Raw genomic sequence first — 16,108 nt, 5'->3', positions numbered from 1 at the left:
TGAATCGGACGCTGTCAGACGCGCTTCGCGCCGCGGCCGCCGCGTTTGCCTTCGGTATTCTTCTTCAGGGAAGAAATGCGTTCCTCGCTGTCTTTCAGAAAACGGGACATCTTATCCTCGAAGGAAGGTTTGCCGTAGGAAGGTTTGCCGGCCGATTTGAACGGTCGCCCGCCTCCGCCTCCGCCCGGACGATTGAAGCCTCCGCCTCCGCCTCCGCCTGGACGATTGAAGCCCCCGCCTCCGCTTGGACGGTTAAAGCCGCCCGGTCTTGGCTCCCGCTGCGGCGGTGCCGAGCCCTCCGGCCGGTCTATGGCCTGCTTGATCGAAAGCCCGATCTTGCCGTCCTTATCCACATTGATGACTTTCACGGTGACGATATCGTCCAGCTTCAAGTGATCCTTGACGTCCTTGACGTAATTATCGGCAATCTCCGAGATGTGAACGAGCCCCGTGACACCTCCCGACAAATCGACGAATGCTCCGAAATGCGTAATGCCTGTCACTTTGCCCTCTAACTTGGCGCCCACTTCAATTGCCATAGATGAAAATGTTCCTCCCTAAGCGTTATGCGAAGCCCGGTGTTAGCTTCGAAGATGGAGATTCGTCCGACATTAAAATAATTGGGAATTCGGTGCCTCTTAAAATGCCGCTACTACCAGTGATTATACCTCAGCAAGAGAAGCAAGGCAACAGACGGATGTCCCGTTTACGACGGTTATCGCACGGGAATAATTTGTTTCTCGCCTTGATTCAGCATGCCCAGATCCTTCTGCGCTTTCTGCCCGATATATTCTTTATCGTTCAGACGTTCGACCTGCAGCTTCAGGTCGTTCACCTGCTTGGTCGCGTCGTTGATTTGACTCTGTACGGCGGCCAGCTTCTTGTTCGCTTCGACCTGCTGTCCGACCTGGGAAACCATTTTGAATGTGCTCCATGCCATGAACAGCGCAACGATGCAAAACCATATTTTCAGCCGACGTTTCGTTCCAGCTTGTCTCACGTTCGTGTTCGGTTGGGTTGCGGTTGTCACCTTTGCGCTCCTCCTGTCGTCCTTATAATGGTGTATCAGTCCTTCTTCCGGCGGATCAGCCGCCATAGACGGAGGGCGAGCACCCGAGCCGACTCGGCCCTTGCCCGCAGCTTCAGCCTGTCTAATAGCGGCCCGAAGAGCTTCGCCATGCGGCGGCCCAGCGGGCGGAGAAGCGGCCTCAGCATCCAGCGGAGCAAAAGCCAGAAAGGACGAACCAATTGTACCACAATTTTGGACAGGAACAAAGTAAGCGCGATGAAAAAGGCGAAAATCACCTTGAGTAGGCGAAAAACGAGCATAAGGGGCTGAACGACCAGCAGGCGGAACGCCCGGATGGAGAAGCGGATCAGCGCGCGGACCGTTTCGATCGCGATATGCACCAGCTTGACGACGATTTTGCTGAAAACCCAGTAATACAATCCGATGCCGCACAGGAGCCCGATAAACACGTACAGCCGCACCTCGCCCTCGTTGTTTGCGGACAATACGTGAAACACGACGATGGTGGCGGCAATCCAGTACAGCAGATCGAACACCGGGATCCACCAGCGGTTAATCCGAAGCTCGTCCGATACGACGCGGTAGCCGTCGAAGACGACCCCCATCCCGATCCCGGAGAGCAGCATCGCCGCCATCGTCATCAATTGCACATTCAGGCTCACTTGAACAGCTTCCCGAGCAGGCCCTTCGATTTGCCGGCCGAAGTCCCGTCCAAGTAGGCGAGTGAATGGACGAGCCCCTCAATGGCGACAAGGCCCTGCTCCAGACTGAGGTGCTTCATATGCAGATTTTGCCCGCGAATCGCCAAATAGCCGAGCTCCGTCTCCAGCAGAAACTCCTCGTTGTCGAAGCTCTCCACGTTCATCACGCCGGTGATCTCCATAATTTTGCGGTTGAGCATTTTGACTTCCTGGCGCTTTTGCCCTTTTCCCTGATCGACCATCGTCCTGTCCCCCTCCTTCAACATCAATCTATGCCGGGGAGGACAGGTTTTAGAACGGGGGATTTGGCGCGGAGCGGGAAGACCGGCGGCAGCTTGGCGGCTTCCGGGGATAAGAGCAGGCGAGCGGCAAAAAGAAAACAGCTCCCTTTCGGGGGCTGTCGGTCAAGGCTATGTGACTTGCGTCCAATCCGGCTTGTCGTCGGCCTGTCGGGATTCCTCTTTCAGCAGCGTATAGAGCCCGCTTGCTTCGTCCTTCCTCGTCGTCTCCGCCAGCCGCTCGACGCGCACGGTGACGATTTTCTGGCCGAACTGCACGCGCAGCTCGTCGCCGACTTTCACGGTGCTGCTCGCTTTCGCTTCGCGTCCGTTAATCCAGACACGCCCTTGATCGGATACGTCCTTGGCGACGGTGCGCCGTTTGATCAGGCGGGATACTTTGAGGAATTTATCCAGACGCATCGGTTACTTAATGGCGTCTTTCAGCTTGTTGCCCGCTTTGAATGCCGGTACCTTCGATTCCGCGATCGTAATCGGATTGCCCGTTTGCGGGTTACGGCCCGTACGGCCGGAGCGCTTGCGGGTTTCGAACGTGCCGAAGCCGATCAGCTGTACTTTTTCGCCGCCGGCGAGGGCGTCGGTCACTTCACCCAGAAAGCCGTTCAGCACCGCTTCAACGTCGCGTTTGGTCAGGCCGCTTTTTGCGGCAATGTTGTTGATCAGATCGTTCTTGTTCATACTTGTATTGCCTCCCTAATTTTCAAGTTCCTCGTTACTGCCGGCGTCAGACGCCGCTGCGTAAACCTTGCCTTCTACGAAAATACTATTCTGCCTTCTTCTAAAAAAATCCTGCCCTGCGGCGATTTTTTTTTGCGGTTTGTGGAGATTACAGCCGAATTTTAGCGAATCCGCCCCTGAATAACGCGTTATGGGAGCCGTTTCGCTTCCTCCCAATACCGATCCATCTCTGTTAAATCAGTTTGGTCAAACGTGCGGCCGTTTATACGAAGCTGCTCTTCAATATATGAAAATCGTTTCCTGAATTTGAGATTCGTCCGTGCCAGCGCCTCTTCCGGGTCGGCATCGATGAAACGGGCGGCATTCACGGCCGCGAACAGCAGATCGCCCAGCTCTCCGGCCTGCTCCTCCCCGTTTCCCGACGCGACCGCTTCCCGCAGCTCGCCGAGCTCCTCTTCGATTTTATCCAACACCGGCCCGATTGCGCCCCAGTCGAAACCGACCTTGGACGCTTTCTTCTGAAGCTTGTACGCTTTCATAAGTCCGGGCAGATCCGGCGGGATGCCGTCCAGGAGCGACTGCTTCGAGGGGTCGATCCCTTTGCGCCGCTTCTCTTCCGCTTTCATCTGCTCCCAGTTTTTCAGCGCTTCTTCGGCATCCTGCGCGCCCTGCTCGCCGAAGACGTGCGGGTGACGGAACAGCAGCTTTTCGTTCAGCGTTTGAATGACGTCGTAGACGCTGAACGAGCCGAGCTCCTCTTCCATTTGGCTGTGCAGCATCACCTGCAGGATGACGTCGCCGAATTCCTCGCGCATGCCGTCGGGGTCGTCGTTGTCGAGCGCTTCGATCGCCTCGTACGTCTCTTCGATGAAATTTTTGCGGATCGACCGGTGCGTCTGCTCGCGGTCCCACGGACATCCTTCCGGGCTGCGCAAAATGGCGACGATTTCATGCAAACGGTCGAAGGACCGGTTGCGGAGCGACTCGTCCTCCGAGCGCGGGACATAGACGAGCGACAGGTTGCCGAAGCCCGTCGTCCGGTCGAGCTCGTACAGCGGGATTGTCTCAATCCGCTCCTCGCCTGCAACGCCGAGCGCATGGGCGACGACGACCGGATGGTCGTCGGGCAAACGCTCCATCAGCGTCAGCTTGACGTCGGAAGCGGTAAATGCGTCGTAGACCTGACCGATGACGGTATGCAGCTCCGGCCGGATCATCGCCGGCTTAAGCTCCCCGGCGTCGAGCAGCTGAAAGCCCTCGATCGGATCGAAGCCAAGCCGCGTAAAGGCCTGATCGAGGAAGCTCTCGCCGCCCAGAACGCGGAGCCTGATTCCTTCCTGCGGGCACCGCTCGCGCAGCAGCTGCACGGTCTTCTCCGCCACCATCGGGTGGCCCGGAACGGCGTAGACGATCTCTGCGTCGCTGTGCGAAGCGCCTGCGGCGGTTGATGCGGCGCCGTGTACGGGCTGCGGAGCGCCTGCGGCGATTGGTGCGGCGCCGGGCGCGGGCTGCGGAGCGCCAGCGGCGGTTGGCACGGCGCCGGGCGCGGGCTGCGGGGCGCCTGCGGCGGTTGATGCAGTGCCGGGCGCGGGCTGCAGAGCGCCAGCGGCGGTTGGCACGGCCCCGGGTACGGGCTGCGGAGCGCCAGCGGCGGTTGGCACGGCGCCGGGTGCGGGCTGTGGAGCGCCTGCGGCGGTCTTGGCCTCGCGGATCAAGGCGTCGGCAATAGCTGCGTATACGTCCGGAAATGAGTCGAGCCGTTCGTACACGCTGTCGAACGACGTATACGCCAGCCCGTTCTCGCCGAACAGCCGCATCATCGGGTGACGTTCCGTCCGCACGTAAATACGCGATGTTGTCTGCAGCTTGCGCCAAATGCCAAGCGTCAGCTGATCGGCATCCCCGGAGCCGAGCCCGACCACGGTAATTATCGGTTGCATGATGATACCTCCTTGAATGGATGATCTATGTATTTAGGTGAAAAAGCCGCGGGTGTCTGGCCGGCTTTCGCAGGGAACGAACCAGGTATGTCCGTCGGCCGGGTGCGAGGCCGGGCTCCGGCGGGTCGTACGGCCGAGCCGAGCCTCATGGCGGCGGCGGGCCTGCCGGTTCGGCGTGCAGGCCGGTGCCCCGGCGGAGCCGTCTGCGGGTCCGCAAGGTGTGGAGGCCGGCCGCCCGGGCGAGGGTGCCGCGGCGGCTCGCCCAGTAAGCGGCGCTCGCGCTAGTCGCCCGGCGGAAGCAGCCGCCACCGGCGCAGCCGGGCGGCCAGCGCTTCGCCGCCCGGCAGGGCGCGCAGCTCCTGCGCGCCGATGCCGCCGCCGCGCAGCGCGGCGGCGGCGAACACAGCCGCGCCGAGGGCCGTGCCCCCGAGCGCGAGCGCCGCAGCTGCCGCCCGCGGCGGCAGCGCCGGGCCGAGCAGCGCCGCGCCGCCGCGCTCGGCCAGGACCAGCGCCGCGGCCATGCACGCGAGCGCGAACAGCGTGCCCGCGGCGCCGCGCGCGGGCACGGCCGCGCCTGCGGCGCGGCGCACGGCGCCCGCGCCCAGCAGGGCGGCCGCCGTCAGCGCGGCGATGCCCGCGCAGGCCGCGCCGGCGGGGCCGAGCGCCGGCACGAGGGCGGCGTTGAGCGCCGCCTTCATCGCCGCGGCGGCGAGCATGAACAGCGCCGGGGCGCGAATCGCCCCGAGCCCCTGCAGCAGCGCCGCCGCAACGGCATTGACGGTGCCCGCAAGCGCGGTGCACCCGACAAGCATGAACGTACGCGTCCCGGCATCGTCCGCGTACAGCATCACATTGATGGGCTCGGCCAGCAGCACGAGCCCCAACGCCGCCGCCGCGCCGAACGTCCACGCGGCGCGCATCGCCGTCGCTGCGTGGCGGCGCAGCGCCCCCTCGTCGCGCTGGGCGCGGGCCGCCGCCAGCGCGGGAACGAGCGCCGCGCCGATCGCGCCGGCGACCATCACGACCAGCTGCACAAGCGGCTGGCCCCGGCTGTACAGGCCGAACAGCGACATCGCTTCGGCCTCGCCGAGCCCGGAGCCGCGCAGCAGCCGCGGCACCGTAAAAGCGTCCACGACGCCGAGCGCCGGCACCGCCAGCGCGCCGAGCGTCACCGGCACCGCGAGCAGCGCCAGCCGCCGCATCAGCGTGCCGATCCCTTCGCCCGGGCCTGCGCCCCGGGCCGAAGTTCTCGCCAAAGCCTGCCGGCCCGGGCGGCGGTCCCGCAGCAAATAGGCCGTCATGACGGCAAGCCCGGCGGTTCCCCCGAGCGCGGAGCCTGCCGTCGCCCCGGCGGCAAGCGAGGCGTCGGACCAGCCCAGCTGCCAGCCGGTCATGAGCAGCGCCAGCATGCCCGCGACGCGGACGGTCTGCTCCGACAGCTGCGATACGGCTGAAGGCGTCATTCGGCCGAGCCCCTGATAATAACCGCGCAGCGCCGCCGTAACCGGCGCCACCCAAAGGGCGAGCGCGGCCGTCCGAACGGCCGGGGCGGTATGGGCGTCGCCGATCCAGCCCGCAATCCGCTCCGATCCGCCCCATAAGAGCGCGAAGCCGGCCGCTCCGCCGGCCGCCAACAGCAGCGCGCTCGCCGCAAGCACACGCTGATGACCGCGGGAATCCCCCGCCCGCTCGGCCACAAGCAGCGAAACCGCGACGGGAAAACCGGCCGTGACCATGACCAGCAGCAGCTGATACAGCGGATAGACGGCATTGTAGATGCCGAACACGCGGTCCCCGGCAATGTTCTGCAGCGGAATCTTCTGGAGCGTGCCGATCGTTTTGCTGATCAGCATAGCCGCGCCCATAATCGCCGCACCCTTGAACAGAGGCGGCTTCGTGACCGTACCTGGCGGTTTCCATCCGCCGCCCGAATCCCGCCCGGGGCGGAAACTCCCTTCATCGCCGCTCATGCCGACTGCCGCCGGCGGGCGGCCTCCGATTTGCCCGTCACGGCCTAATTCCTCGACTAGCGCCGCATTTCCCCGCTCCGGGGCTTGTCCGCCCGAACCGGATAAACGCACGGTCACGCCTCGGTCCGTCCGGCTTATTTCCGGCTTAAGGCCGTTTCCGCCCGCAGCCGGATCGCGGCCCTTTCCCGAGCGCCCTTCCCCGGCGCCGGGCCGCTGTTTCTCTCCTTGTCCTCCTGCCTTCAAACCGCGCACCGCCTGTCGATTTCTTCCCTTTGCGCCGCTCGCGCATCGGAAGCATACGCTCTCATTATAACCGAAAGTTGGCTTCTGCGGCTTTTTGGAGGACCGGCACGTCTACAGGCGACCGAAACCGGCCGATCTCCGCTTGCCCTATTCCCTTGAAATAGAGGTCACGCCCAAACGGTCAGGTTGTCCGGCAACCCGGCTCCTTCTGCTTACGCAGCTCAAGCGCGCGGCGTGCACTGCATGAGGCAGTCGCTCGGCCCCTGCTGTCCGCAGCCGGGCGGGTTGACGCAGTCTCCCGCGACGGCATACAGGCAGGCGGTGCTGCCGGTCGGCGAGTTCTTTTTTCTTCCTTTTATCCGGTGAAGCCGGCTGACGCCGTCTTTTGGCGGCAAACACGTTTCTTCCTTTATAACCACTGCAAGGCGATAAGTTAGCCCTCCCTGCGGATTCAAAAAAAGCTCCCCTGAAGATTTTCGCCCTCTTCAAGGAAGCTTTGATCGTGTCGTTATTGCTCCATTTGTTTGGCCAGAAACCCTGCGGCGGTCTCCGACATTTTGATTTCCATCTGCCCCATGCTTACCGCTTCGTCCTTGCTGAGCAGCACAACCGTTCCGATCGGATCCCCGCCCGCGACGATCGGCGCAGCGACGAAGGAGCTGAAGTTTTCTCCAATGTCCTTGACCACCTCGAACGATCCGCCCGTCGTTTCGGATATCGTTTTGCGATTCTCCATGCACCCTTCAAGCATCGAGCCGATCTGCTTCTCCAAATAATCCTTCTTCGGAGCGCCGGCGACCGCGATAATCGTATCCCGGTCCGAAATCAGCGTGATATGGCCCGTGCTTTCGGACAGCGACTCCGCATATTCCTTGGCAAAATCGCCCAGCTCTCCAATCGGAGAATATTTCTTCAAAATAACCTCGCCGTCGCGGTCGACGAAAATTTCCAGCGGATCGCCCTCGCGAATGCGCAGCGTTCGGCGGATTTCTTTCGGAATGACGACCCGGCCCAGATCATCGATGCGACGAACAATTCCAGTTGCTTTCATGTTCTAGTTGCCCCACTTTCCCTGAAGGTTTTGAATTCGACTGGATGTTTTGCTGCCGTTTATCGCACAAGAGAGAAGGTTCCTTGAAAAATGGTGATTTCGAATCTGACCATAGTATTCATCCCCTCCCAAATTCTTATGCACGCGCCAAACCTCCGGAAATTCCGCCTTTTTGGAAATGGGTGCAACTTCCAGCCGCTTTATTCGGACGGTACGAACCGGATGCATACGGGCTTGCCGGCTTCGAGCGTGTGACCCGTCGGCGCAAGGCGCCCGGTTTCGCCGTCCAGCGAAAACGAAACGATGCGGTTCGAATCCTGGTTCGCCGCAAGCAAATAGCGTTCGTCGTTCGATAACGCGAAATTCCGCGGCGTCCGTCCGCCGGTCGAAACATGCTGAACAAGCTCCAGCCCGCCTTCGTTATCCGTCCGATAAACGGTGATGCTGTCGTGTCCGCGATTGGAGGCGTACAGGAAACGTCCGTCCTTTGTCAGATGAATATCCGCACAGGTGTTTTCTCCCTCGAACGATTCGGGAAGCGTCGTTATCGTCTGCAGCAGGGGAAGCGGCCCGGAACGGTCCGCATTGCCGTACACGCTGACGGTGCTGTCCAGCTCGTTTACAACGTACAGTACCGGCCGTTCCGGATGGAACGCCATATGACGCGGCCCCGCCGCCGGCGTTCCCGGCGTCTCGCTTCGCTTCGTCAGCTTGCCGTTCGCTCCGCCGAGTTCGTACCGAATCAGCTTGTCCAGGCCGAGATCGGCGACGATGACCGTTCCGTCCGCGGGATCGACGATCGAGGAATGCGGATGCGCCTTCTCCTGCCGGTCGGCGCGCGGACCGTGCCCTTCGTGAAGGATGTTGTCCGCCATTTCGCCGAGCGAGCCGTCTTCCTGCACCGGAAAAACGTCTACGTTGCCGCCGCTGTAATTGACGACGACAGCGAATCGTTCATGACGGGCAAACGCGATGTGGCAGGGATGGGCGCCAAGCGTCGGATGCTGACCGAGCAGCTCGAATTCGCCTTCTTGCGGATCGACGGCGAATCCGGCGACATGCCCTTCGGACGTTTCGCTCACCGCGTACAGCCGGTTTGCGCTGCGGTTCAGCGCAAGGAAGGACGGATTTTCGATGCCGGCCGTTCCCGCCACTTTCACAAGCTCCCCCGTCTCCCCGTTAAGCCGGCAGAGCAGAATGCCTTCCTCCGATTCGGAAGCGTACGAACCGACATAAAACAATTGATCGCTCATCATACATCTCCTCCTGATTCCCGTTTCATAGGGGGTTTTCGGCCGTTTGGAATTGGCCGGCCTTGATCGGTCAAACGGCCGTCCCGTCCGGACGGCGTACCACTAAAACAACAAGCCCAGCACACCGCTAGGCTTGTTGTTCGTTCCGGATGTTATTTCTTCGCCGCGTTGCCGCTTTGCGCCGCGCCTTGATTGGAAGCGCCTGTGTTGCCTGCGCCTTGATTCGCGGAACCCGGATTCGCCGTACCGCCCGTATTCGGCGCCGGCTCCTGCGGCAGGTCGATCTTCGTGATCAGCTTCGGCAGCTCGTTCGTCATAAAATCGTTCAGCAGGTTTTGCGTCGCCGTCTGCTTCAGCTCGTCCTTGTCGGATTGAGGCAGTTTATCGTAAGGCTGCTCGGCCCGCTTCTCCACCTCGATGACGTGGTAACCGTAGTCGGATTTGACCGGATCGCCGACTTTGCCGATCGGCTGGCTCAGTGCGGCATCTTTAAATCCCGCCACCCAAAGCCGCGGCTCGACGTTCTCGTATAACCCGCCCTTGTCCTTGGAGCCGGGATCCTCGGAATACTGCTTCGCCAGCGCGTTCCAATCGCCGCCCTTGTCCAGCTTGGCCTTCACTTCTTTGGCGATTTTGAGCGCGTCCGCATCCTTATGCTTCTCTTCGCCCGTCTGCGGATCCTTCGTCATAATGAGGATGTGGCGCAGCGTCACAAGCGAGAAGCCTTTCGGATCGGCGTCGTACAGCTTCTTGATGTCGGCGTCGGTCACTTTGCTCTCTTCGTCCTTCTGGATAGCTTGTACCATCGAGAAATAATACTTGATCACGCCTTCGGTCAATCCGGCGTCGTCCAGCTTCTTCTTCAAGTCGGCCTGCTGGCCTTCCGCCGTCTTCACCTGATTATAGAAATTGTCGGCGTCGGCTTTCACCGCATCCCGCTTGTCCTGCGTCAGCCGGGCGCTTAAAATTTTGTAGCCGATATATTCGCGGAGAAACTGTTCCTTGAGCTGCGGAATGCTGAAATACATCTCCGCCTGCGGGTTGATCATGTTGACGAAAAACGCCGTATATTGATCGAACTCCTTGTCCGTAACGGTGCCCGTCTTGTCCCCGTCCTTATACGTGGCGATCGTCTTGCCTTCGCCCGCTTTCGGCGGCGCCGCCGGCGTCCCCGACGATTCCTGCGTCCCCGCCGTATCTTTAGGCGGCGGCGTTGCCGCCTCTTCCTGCTTCTTCCCGCAGCCCGCCAGCGCGAACGCCAGCACGGCCGCAAGCAGAAGCAGGACTCCTTTTCTCCGGTGGTTAATGCGCAACATCCTGCAGTTCCCCTTTCGGTTCGATGGTCTCTTTATACCGCGTCAAAAAGCGTTCCAGCAGTTTAAGCTTCTGCTCCGTCTCAAGCCCCTTGCCGCGAAGCTGAACGATCGGGCCGGGCTCCTGCGCGGTCGCGCGCTTGAACCGGTTTTCGAACTGGAGGCACAGCAGGTCCACCTTCTTCGTATCGAATCTCCGCTTCTCCTGCTCGGCGAACCGGAGCGTCAGATCGTCGCCGCGCTGGCTGACGTGCTCGATGCCGCACGACGCGCCAAGCGTCTTGAGCCGTGCTACCGCAAGCAGGCTCTCGACAGGCAGCGGCAGATCCCCGAACCGGTCGACGAGCTCTTCGCGCAAATCCTCCGCCTCTTCGAGCACGCGGACGGCAGCCACTTTTTTGTAAATCTCTATCTTCTGTATGCTATCGTAAATATACGCCGACGGCAAGTACGCGTCGATGCTCATCTCGATGACCGTCGACACTTCCTTGACCGGCTCCGGCGTCTCGCCTTCAAGGCCGGCCTTACGCTTTACGATTTCGTCGGCAAGCATCTGCGAATACAAATCGAAGCCGACGGACGCGATAAACCCGTGCTGCTCCGCGCCGAGCAGATTGCCCGCGCCGCGGATGGCCAGGTCGCGCATGGCGATTTTGAAGCCGGATCCGAGCTCGGTAAATTCCTTGATCGACTGCAGCCGTTTCTCCGCCACCTCGGTGAGCACCTTATCTCGCTGGTAGGTGAAATAGGCATAGGCGATCCGGTTGGAACGGCCGACGCGGCCGCGCAGCTGATACAGCTGCGCAAGCCCCATTTTATCGGCGTCGTGAACGATCAGCGTGTTGACGTTCGGAATATCGACGCCGGTCTCGATAATGCTCGTGCTGACCAGTACATCCGATTCTCCGTCGAGGAAGTCGAGAATCGTCTTTTCCAGCTCCTGCTCGGACATCTGCCCATGCCCGACGGCAACGCGGGCATCCGGCACAAGCGCCGAAATCTGCTCGGCCATCTGATAGATGCCCTGGACGCGGTTGAACAGGTAATACACCTGCCCGCCGCGCGCCAGCTCCCGCTCGATCGATTCCCGCACGAGCGACGGGCTGTACTCGACGACGTACGTCTGCACCGGAAACCGGTTCTCCGGCGGCGTCTCGATGACGGACAAATCGCGCACGCCAAGCATGGACATATGAAGCGTCCGCGGAATCGGCGTGGCCGTCAGCGTCAGCACGTCCACATTCGTTCGGAGCCGTTTCAGCTTCTCCTTGTGGGAGACGCCGAACCGCTGCTCTTCATCGACGATGAGCAGGCCCAGATCCTTGAAAATGACGTCCTGCGACAGCAAGCGGTGCGTTCCGATGACGACGTCGACGGTGCCGCCCTTCAGTCCCTTCATCGTCTCGTTTTGCTCCTTCTTGGAGCGGAACCGGCTCAGCACCTGCACATTGAACGGGAAGCCCGAAAATCTCTCGCGGAACGTCTCGTAATGCTGCTGGGCCAAAATCGTCGTCGGCACGAGCACCGCCACCTGTTTGCCCTCGATGGCCGCCTTGAATGCCGCCCGCACCGCAACCTCCGTTTTGCCGTAGCCGACGTCTCCGCACAGCAGCCGGTCCATCGGCCGCGGCGTCTGCATATCCTTCTTGATTTCATCGATCGCCCGGAGCTGATCGCGCGTCTCCTCGTACGGGAACATGGCCTCGAATTCCTGCTGATAAGGCGTATCCTGGCCGAACGCAAAGCCGGTCGTCGACTGCCGCTCCGCGTAGAGCCGGATCAGGTCGTCGGCGATATCCTGGACGGACGAACGGACCTTGTTCTTCACCCTAGTCCATTCGCTGCCGCCGAGCTTGTAAACCTTCGGTTCCTTTTCTTCGGAACCGACGTATTTCTGGATCATGTCGATCTGCTCGATCGGCACGGACAGCTTGTCGCCGCCCGCGTACAAAATATGAATGTAGTCCTTGTGAATGCCGGCGATTTCGAGCGTGCCGATGCCGATGTATTTGCCGATGCCGTGGTTTTGGTGCACGACGTAGTCGCCGACCTTCAGCTCGGTGTAGCTTTTGATCCGCTCGGCATTGTCAATTTTTTTGTCCATCCGCCGCGCCTTGCGCTGTTTCTGGGAGAACATTTCGCCTTCGGTGATGACGATCAGGCGAATGGAGGGCAGCTCGAAGCCGGACTGCAGGTTGCCTTCCGCAAATACCGGCATCTCGATGCCGTAGTCGTGCAGCACCCGGCGCATCCGCTCCATCCGCTCCGCGCTTCCCGCAAGCATGATGACGTTCGAGCCCGCCTTGTGCCACCGTTCCATCTCCGCCTTCAACACATTCATCTGGCCGTGAAAATTTTGCATCGCGCGGCTGACGACGTTCAAAATGTTTTGCGGCTGGGTATGCGGAATTTGCCGGAGGAACAGCGAGAGGAACAGCGTTTGAAACGGGCGATGGTAGAGCACTTCGTCCGACGACCGCGCGAGCGCAAAGCCCGGCAGCGACTTGCCGCCCGCGAGCAGATGCGTCGCCCACTCCGCCTCGTCGCGCTCAAGCTGGCGGCTTGTCTCGATGAGACGCGTCGGCTCGTCGTAAACGAGCAGCGCATCCTCGGGCATATAGCTGAGGAGCGTCTCTCGTTCGGGATAGAGCAAGGAAATATATTTATAGATTTCCGGAAAATACTGGTGCTCGCGCAGCTTGTCGAGCTCGCCGCCGATTTCCGCCCGCAGCCGGTCCTTGGCCGTCCGGTCGGACATCTTCTGCAGCTGCTGTTCGAGCAGCTCCGATGCATGCTGAGCGGCATTCTCCATCCGCCGCGCATCCGCCAGCAGCTCCTGGCACGGCGTTACCGTAAAATGCTCCAGCTTGTCGATGGAGCGCTGCTCGACCGGATCGAACGTGCGGATGGAATCGATTTCGTCGTCGAACCATTCGACGCGGCACGGATAAGGGGACGTCAGCGGAAAGAAGTCGACGATGCCGCCGCGCACGCTCATTTCGCCTTTCGTCTCCACCCTGTCGGTCCGGACGTAACCGAGCTCCACCATGCGCCGCAAAAACGCTTCCATCGGCGCCTCGTCTCCGACCTTCAGCTCGAAGCGGGCCGCCGCAACCGCTTCTTTGACCGGCAGATAGCGCCGCACGCCGGAGAAAGGCACGACAATAATCCCGCGAAAGCCCTGCGACAGCCGGATGAGGACATCCATGCGCTGCGCGAGCGTTTCCGGGCTTGAGATCGCCGCCTCCGCCGCCACCAATTCATTGGCCGGGTATATCAGCACTTCGTCCGAGGATAGACACTCAACCAGATCCTCGTATATTTTTTGCGCCGCAAACATGTTATGGGTCACGACCAGCACCGGCCGGTCAAGCTCCCGCTTCAGGGCCGCCAGCATCACCTGGCGCGAAGAGCCGGCAAGCCCTGATACGAGCTGCTCCCTCATCCCTTTGCGGATTCCGGACACGACCGATTGAAAGTCCATATCCGCGGAATAAGCCTCTAGTAATGCTTTCAACGCTAGGCACCTCGTTTCAGAAAAAGAAAGCAACCTGCAAGCAACGATAGAAGCACCTATCGTCCGTATTTAAACCGTGGAAAGTGAAACGCGTTCGAACGCTTTCATCCATTAACGAACTAAATCTAATAGAGCCGCGTGCAAAGGAGCCTCGGCCATGCGCCAAGGCTCGCCCCGCGATATCTCGCGAATGTTAGAATACGCTCATTGCAGCGGATTGGTGACAAGCGACAGCTCCGGATTCGCTTCCAGCGCTTCGCGGCAGTAGTCGCAAATCACTTTCACGGTGACGTCGCCATTTGGATTATACGCTATTATATCGCTGCGTTCTTCGGGGGTCAAGAAATGGAACCCGAGCTGCATTTCCGATACGCCGGCGTCCGCAATCGATCCAATCGCCGTGCGGCAGTGCCGGCAAATATAATTCACAGCCATATTATGCCTCCTGAAGGTTTGTTATACCCCCAGTATGCCCCAACCGGCCCCAAACTAACGGTTATATTTGGCCATCGTCTGGTCGAAAGGATGAGTCAGCGCGAACTCGAGCGCGTCGCACGTCTCGTCCACCATTGCGCTTACGCGGTCCGCTTCGGCCTTCGGAAAATTCGACAGCACGTAATCGGCGATGTTGACGCCGGGCGCGGGTCTCGAGATCCCCATCCGGATCCGGTTGAACTGCTGCGTGCCGGTATGCTGAATGATCGACTTGATGCCATTGTGCCCGCCGGGACCGCCTTGGTAGCGCAGCCGGATTTTGCCGATTTCCGTATCCAGATCGTCGTACACGACAATCAGGTCGGCCAGATCGGCTTTAAAATAATCCAGGTAGCCGCGAACCGTTTCGCCCGATAGATTCATATACGTCATCGGCTTCAGCAGCGCGACCTTCGTGCCGCCGACATGGCCTTCGCCAAGCAGCGCCTTGCACTTGTTTTGGGTGACGCTGATGCTGTGACGCTTCGCAAAAGCATCTACGGCCATGAAGCCGACATTGTGCCGGGTGTTTTGATACGTGGTGCCGGGGTTGCCGAGTCCGACAATCCATTTCATTTGAAATTCACTCCCAAACGTTGGTAAACTTAGTTTGTAATATTTTTGTAATTAGATGCAACGAAAGATCGCCGCCAAGTGTCATATGTATAGAGACGGCAAACGAAAAGCCGAACCTATTCTATATTAAAGGAGCGTCTTCAATGTATTTGAACGGACAAATGATTTTCGAAGACCTGCATTTCAAGGATCATCACGACCATCAGGTTCCCGTCCAAATTTATTGGGGCAAAGAGCACAGCGACATCGGCTACATCGAGCAGTACAGCCCCTCCTACATTAAGGTTAACAATGTGTTCTACAACCGGAAGCAGTTTACCTTCGTTTCCCGTCCGGGGTATTAAATTCGATCGTCTGCAAAATGGCAACCCCATATAAAAAGGGCTGCGTTAACACGCAGCCCTTTTCGACATGCTTATTCCGCCTGCACCGCATCCGCTTCCTTCGCCCGCTGGTCGTGCTCCGCTTCCTCGACCGCCGCGTTCTCCGCTTCCTCCGCCGTCAAATCCTTCTGCGGCACGAGGACCGTGACGACCACCTGGTCGGCATCGAGCCGAGTCGTGACGCCCTCCGGGAGCTTCAAATCGCTTACAAGCAGATTCTCGCCGATTCCCAGCCCCGAGACGTCGGCCTCGATCGCCTCCGGAATTTGATTCGGCAGGCAGCTGATCTCGATTTCGGTCAGCATCGGCTGCAGGATACCGCCTTCCCTGACGCCTCTGGAATCTCCGACGAAGTCGAGCCGGACCGGCGTCCTGACCGCTTCGTTCATATTCACTTGGTGAAAATCGATATGAAGCACGTTTCGCGTCAGCGAATCCCGTTGAACTTCCGTCATCATAACCGGCTGCTTGCCGGAGCCCGGCACATCCAGCTCGATTAGCGCATGCGGATGCGTCCGCAGCAGGGCGAGCAGCTCTTTCTCGCTCACGCCGACCGCAATCGGCTCATCCAGCTTTTTGCCGTAGATGACGCCGGGTACGACGCCTTCGCGCCTCATTCGGTTCAGTTCGCTGCGTGAACCGACGGTGCGGCTTTGCGCTTTGAAAGATATGGCCATATG

The 16,108-nt window shown here is 60.3% G+C and carries 17 protein-coding genes; 1 reads left to right on the top strand and 16 read right to left on the bottom strand.

The annotated features are described in order from the left end of the window. Positions 1-14 precede the first annotated feature (14 nt). The 15 genes from PD282_RS00275 to pth form a co-directional block, all read right to left on the bottom strand. Entirely contained in the window at positions 15-539 is a 525-nt protein-coding gene (locus tag PD282_RS00275) for a S1 domain-containing RNA-binding protein (protein ID WP_274648422.1), read from the bottom strand. Between the two features lie 176 nt (positions 540-715). Next, complete coding sequence (locus tag PD282_RS00270; RefSeq protein ID WP_274648421.1) at positions 716-1,030, bottom strand: FtsB family cell division protein; 315 nt, start codon at positions 1,028-1,030, stop codon at positions 716-718. Between the two features lie 35 nt (positions 1,031-1,065). After that, positions 1,066-1,692, bottom strand: coding sequence for a spore cortex biosynthesis protein YabQ (yabQ, locus tag PD282_RS00265; RefSeq protein ID WP_274648420.1), 627 nt, complete (start codon positions 1,690-1,692; stop codon positions 1,066-1,068). Beyond that, on the bottom strand, positions 1,689-1,973 hold the full coding sequence (gene yabP, locus PD282_RS00260) for a sporulation protein YabP (RefSeq protein WP_274648419.1): 285 nt from the start codon (positions 1,971-1,973) through the stop codon (positions 1,689-1,691). The genes yabQ and yabP overlap by 4 nt, the downstream gene beginning before the upstream one ends. 168 nt (positions 1,974-2,141) lie before the next feature. Further along, positions 2,142-2,432 carry an RNA-binding S4 domain-containing protein gene (locus tag PD282_RS00255; RefSeq protein WP_274648418.1) on the bottom strand — a complete coding sequence of 97 codons (291 nt, stop codon included), beginning with the start codon at positions 2,430-2,432 and terminating at the stop codon, positions 2,142-2,144. Positions 2,433-2,435: 3 nt separating this feature from the next. Next, positions 2,436-2,708, bottom strand: coding sequence for an HU family DNA-binding protein (locus PD282_RS00250; protein WP_274648417.1), 273 nt, complete (start codon positions 2,706-2,708; stop codon positions 2,436-2,438). 188 nt (positions 2,709-2,896) lie between these two features. After that, positions 2,897-4,648, bottom strand: coding sequence for a bifunctional methyltransferase/pyrophosphohydrolase YabN (gene yabN / locus PD282_RS00245; protein ID WP_274648416.1), 1,752 nt, complete (start codon positions 4,646-4,648; stop codon positions 2,897-2,899). A 281-nt stretch (positions 4,649-4,929) separates the two neighbouring features. Continuing rightward, positions 4,930-6,861, bottom strand: a complete 1,932-nt coding sequence (locus PD282_RS00240; protein WP_274648415.1) for a polysaccharide biosynthesis protein — start codon at positions 6,859-6,861, stop codon at positions 4,930-4,932. Between the two features lie 221 nt (positions 6,862-7,082). Next, a complete protein-coding gene (locus tag PD282_RS00235) occupies positions 7,083-7,256 on the bottom strand; it encodes a hypothetical protein (RefSeq protein WP_274648414.1) in 174 nt (57 codons plus the stop codon). Positions 7,257-7,369: 113 nt separating this feature from the next. Beyond that, on the bottom strand, positions 7,370-7,912 hold the full coding sequence (gene spoVT / locus PD282_RS00230) for a stage V sporulation protein T (RefSeq protein WP_274648413.1): 543 nt from the start codon (positions 7,910-7,912) through the stop codon (positions 7,370-7,372). A 200-nt stretch (positions 7,913-8,112) separates the two neighbouring features. After that, entirely contained in the window at positions 8,113-9,165 is a 1,053-nt protein-coding gene (locus PD282_RS00225) for a lactonase family protein (protein ID WP_274648412.1), read from the bottom strand. A 152-nt stretch (positions 9,166-9,317) separates the two neighbouring features. Further along, positions 9,318-10,481 carry a peptidylprolyl isomerase gene (locus PD282_RS00220; protein WP_274648411.1) on the bottom strand — a complete coding sequence of 388 codons (1,164 nt, stop codon included), beginning with the start codon at positions 10,479-10,481 and terminating at the stop codon, positions 9,318-9,320. Beyond that, complete coding sequence (gene mfd / locus PD282_RS00215; RefSeq protein ID WP_274654942.1) at positions 10,468-13,962, bottom strand: transcription-repair coupling factor; 3,495 nt, start codon at positions 13,960-13,962, stop codon at positions 10,468-10,470. The genes PD282_RS00220 and mfd overlap by 14 nt, the downstream gene beginning before the upstream one ends. Before the next feature lie 237 nt (positions 13,963-14,199). Beyond that, a complete protein-coding gene (locus PD282_RS00210) occupies positions 14,200-14,430 on the bottom strand; it encodes an anti-sigma-F factor Fin (protein ID WP_274648410.1) in 231 nt (76 codons plus the stop codon). Positions 14,431-14,484: 54 nt separating this feature from the next. Next, the gene (gene pth, locus PD282_RS00205; RefSeq protein WP_274648409.1) at positions 14,485-15,045 is read right to left on the bottom strand and encodes an aminoacyl-tRNA hydrolase; all 561 of its coding nucleotides are present in this window, start codon (positions 15,043-15,045) and stop codon (positions 14,485-14,487) included. A 143-nt stretch (positions 15,046-15,188) separates the two neighbouring features. Here pth and PD282_RS00200 point away from each other — a divergent pair, with 143 nt between their 5' ends. Beyond that, positions 15,189-15,389: a hypothetical protein gene (locus tag PD282_RS00200; RefSeq protein WP_274648408.1), complete on the top strand. Its 201-nt coding sequence runs from the start codon at positions 15,189-15,191 to the stop codon at positions 15,387-15,389. 71 nt (positions 15,390-15,460) lie between these two features. Here the strand turns inward: PD282_RS00200 and PD282_RS00195 are convergent, their stop codons facing one another. Further along, on the bottom strand, positions 15,461-16,105 hold the full coding sequence (locus tag PD282_RS00195; protein ID WP_274648407.1) for a 50S ribosomal protein L25: 645 nt from the start codon (positions 16,103-16,105) through the stop codon (positions 15,461-15,463). Positions 16,106-16,108 lie beyond the last annotated feature (3 nt).

Origin of the sequence: Paenibacillus humicola (assembly GCF_028826105.1) — a bacterium.
Lineage (GTDB): Bacteria > Bacillota > Bacilli > Paenibacillales > Paenibacillaceae > Paenibacillus_Z > Paenibacillus_Z humicola.
This window is presented reverse-complemented; position numbering and strand designations above follow the sequence as displayed.

Excerpts from the sequence above, each read along its gene's own strand:
- PD282_RS00255 (WP_274648418.1), bottom strand. The coding sequence starts at position 2,432 with ATGCGTCTGGATAAATTCCTCAAAGTATCCCGCCTGATCAAACGGCGC.
- PD282_RS00220 (WP_274648411.1), bottom strand. The coding sequence starts at position 10,481 with ATGTTGCGCATTAACCACCGGAGAAAAGGAGTCCTGCTTCTGCTTGCG.
- yabN (WP_274648416.1), bottom strand. The coding sequence starts at position 4,648 with ATGCAACCGATAATTACCGTGGTCGGGCTCGGCTCCGGGGATGCCGAT.
- PD282_RS00195 (WP_274648407.1), bottom strand. The coding sequence starts at position 16,105 with ATGGCCATATCTTTCAAAGCGCAAAGCCGCACCGTCGGTTCACGCAGC.
- mfd (WP_274654942.1), bottom strand. The coding sequence starts at position 13,962 with ATGGACTTTCAATCGGTCGTGTCCGGAATCCGCAAAGGGATGAGGGAG.
- spoVT (WP_274648413.1), bottom strand. The coding sequence starts at position 7,912 with ATGAAAGCAACTGGAATTGTTCGTCGCATCGATGATCTGGGCCGGGTC.
- PD282_RS00210 (WP_274648410.1), bottom strand. The coding sequence starts at position 14,430 with ATGGCTGTGAATTATATTTGCCGGCACTGCCGCACGGCGATTGGATCG.
- pth (WP_274648409.1), bottom strand. The coding sequence starts at position 15,045 with ATGAAATGGATTGTCGGACTCGGCAACCCCGGCACCACGTATCAAAAC.
- PD282_RS00275 (WP_274648422.1), bottom strand. The coding sequence starts at position 539 with ATGGCAATTGAAGTGGGCGCCAAGTTAGAGGGCAAAGTGACAGGCATT.
- yabP (WP_274648419.1), bottom strand. The coding sequence starts at position 1,973 with ATGGTCGATCAGGGAAAAGGGCAAAAGCGCCAGGAAGTCAAAATGCTC.
- PD282_RS00225 (WP_274648412.1), bottom strand. The coding sequence starts at position 9,165 with ATGAGCGATCAATTGTTTTATGTCGGTTCGTACGCTTCCGAATCGGAG.
- PD282_RS00250 (WP_274648417.1), bottom strand. The coding sequence starts at position 2,708 with ATGAACAAGAACGATCTGATCAACAACATTGCCGCAAAAAGCGGCCTG.
- PD282_RS00200 (WP_274648408.1), top strand. The coding sequence starts at position 15,189 with ATGTATTTGAACGGACAAATGATTTTCGAAGACCTGCATTTCAAGGAT.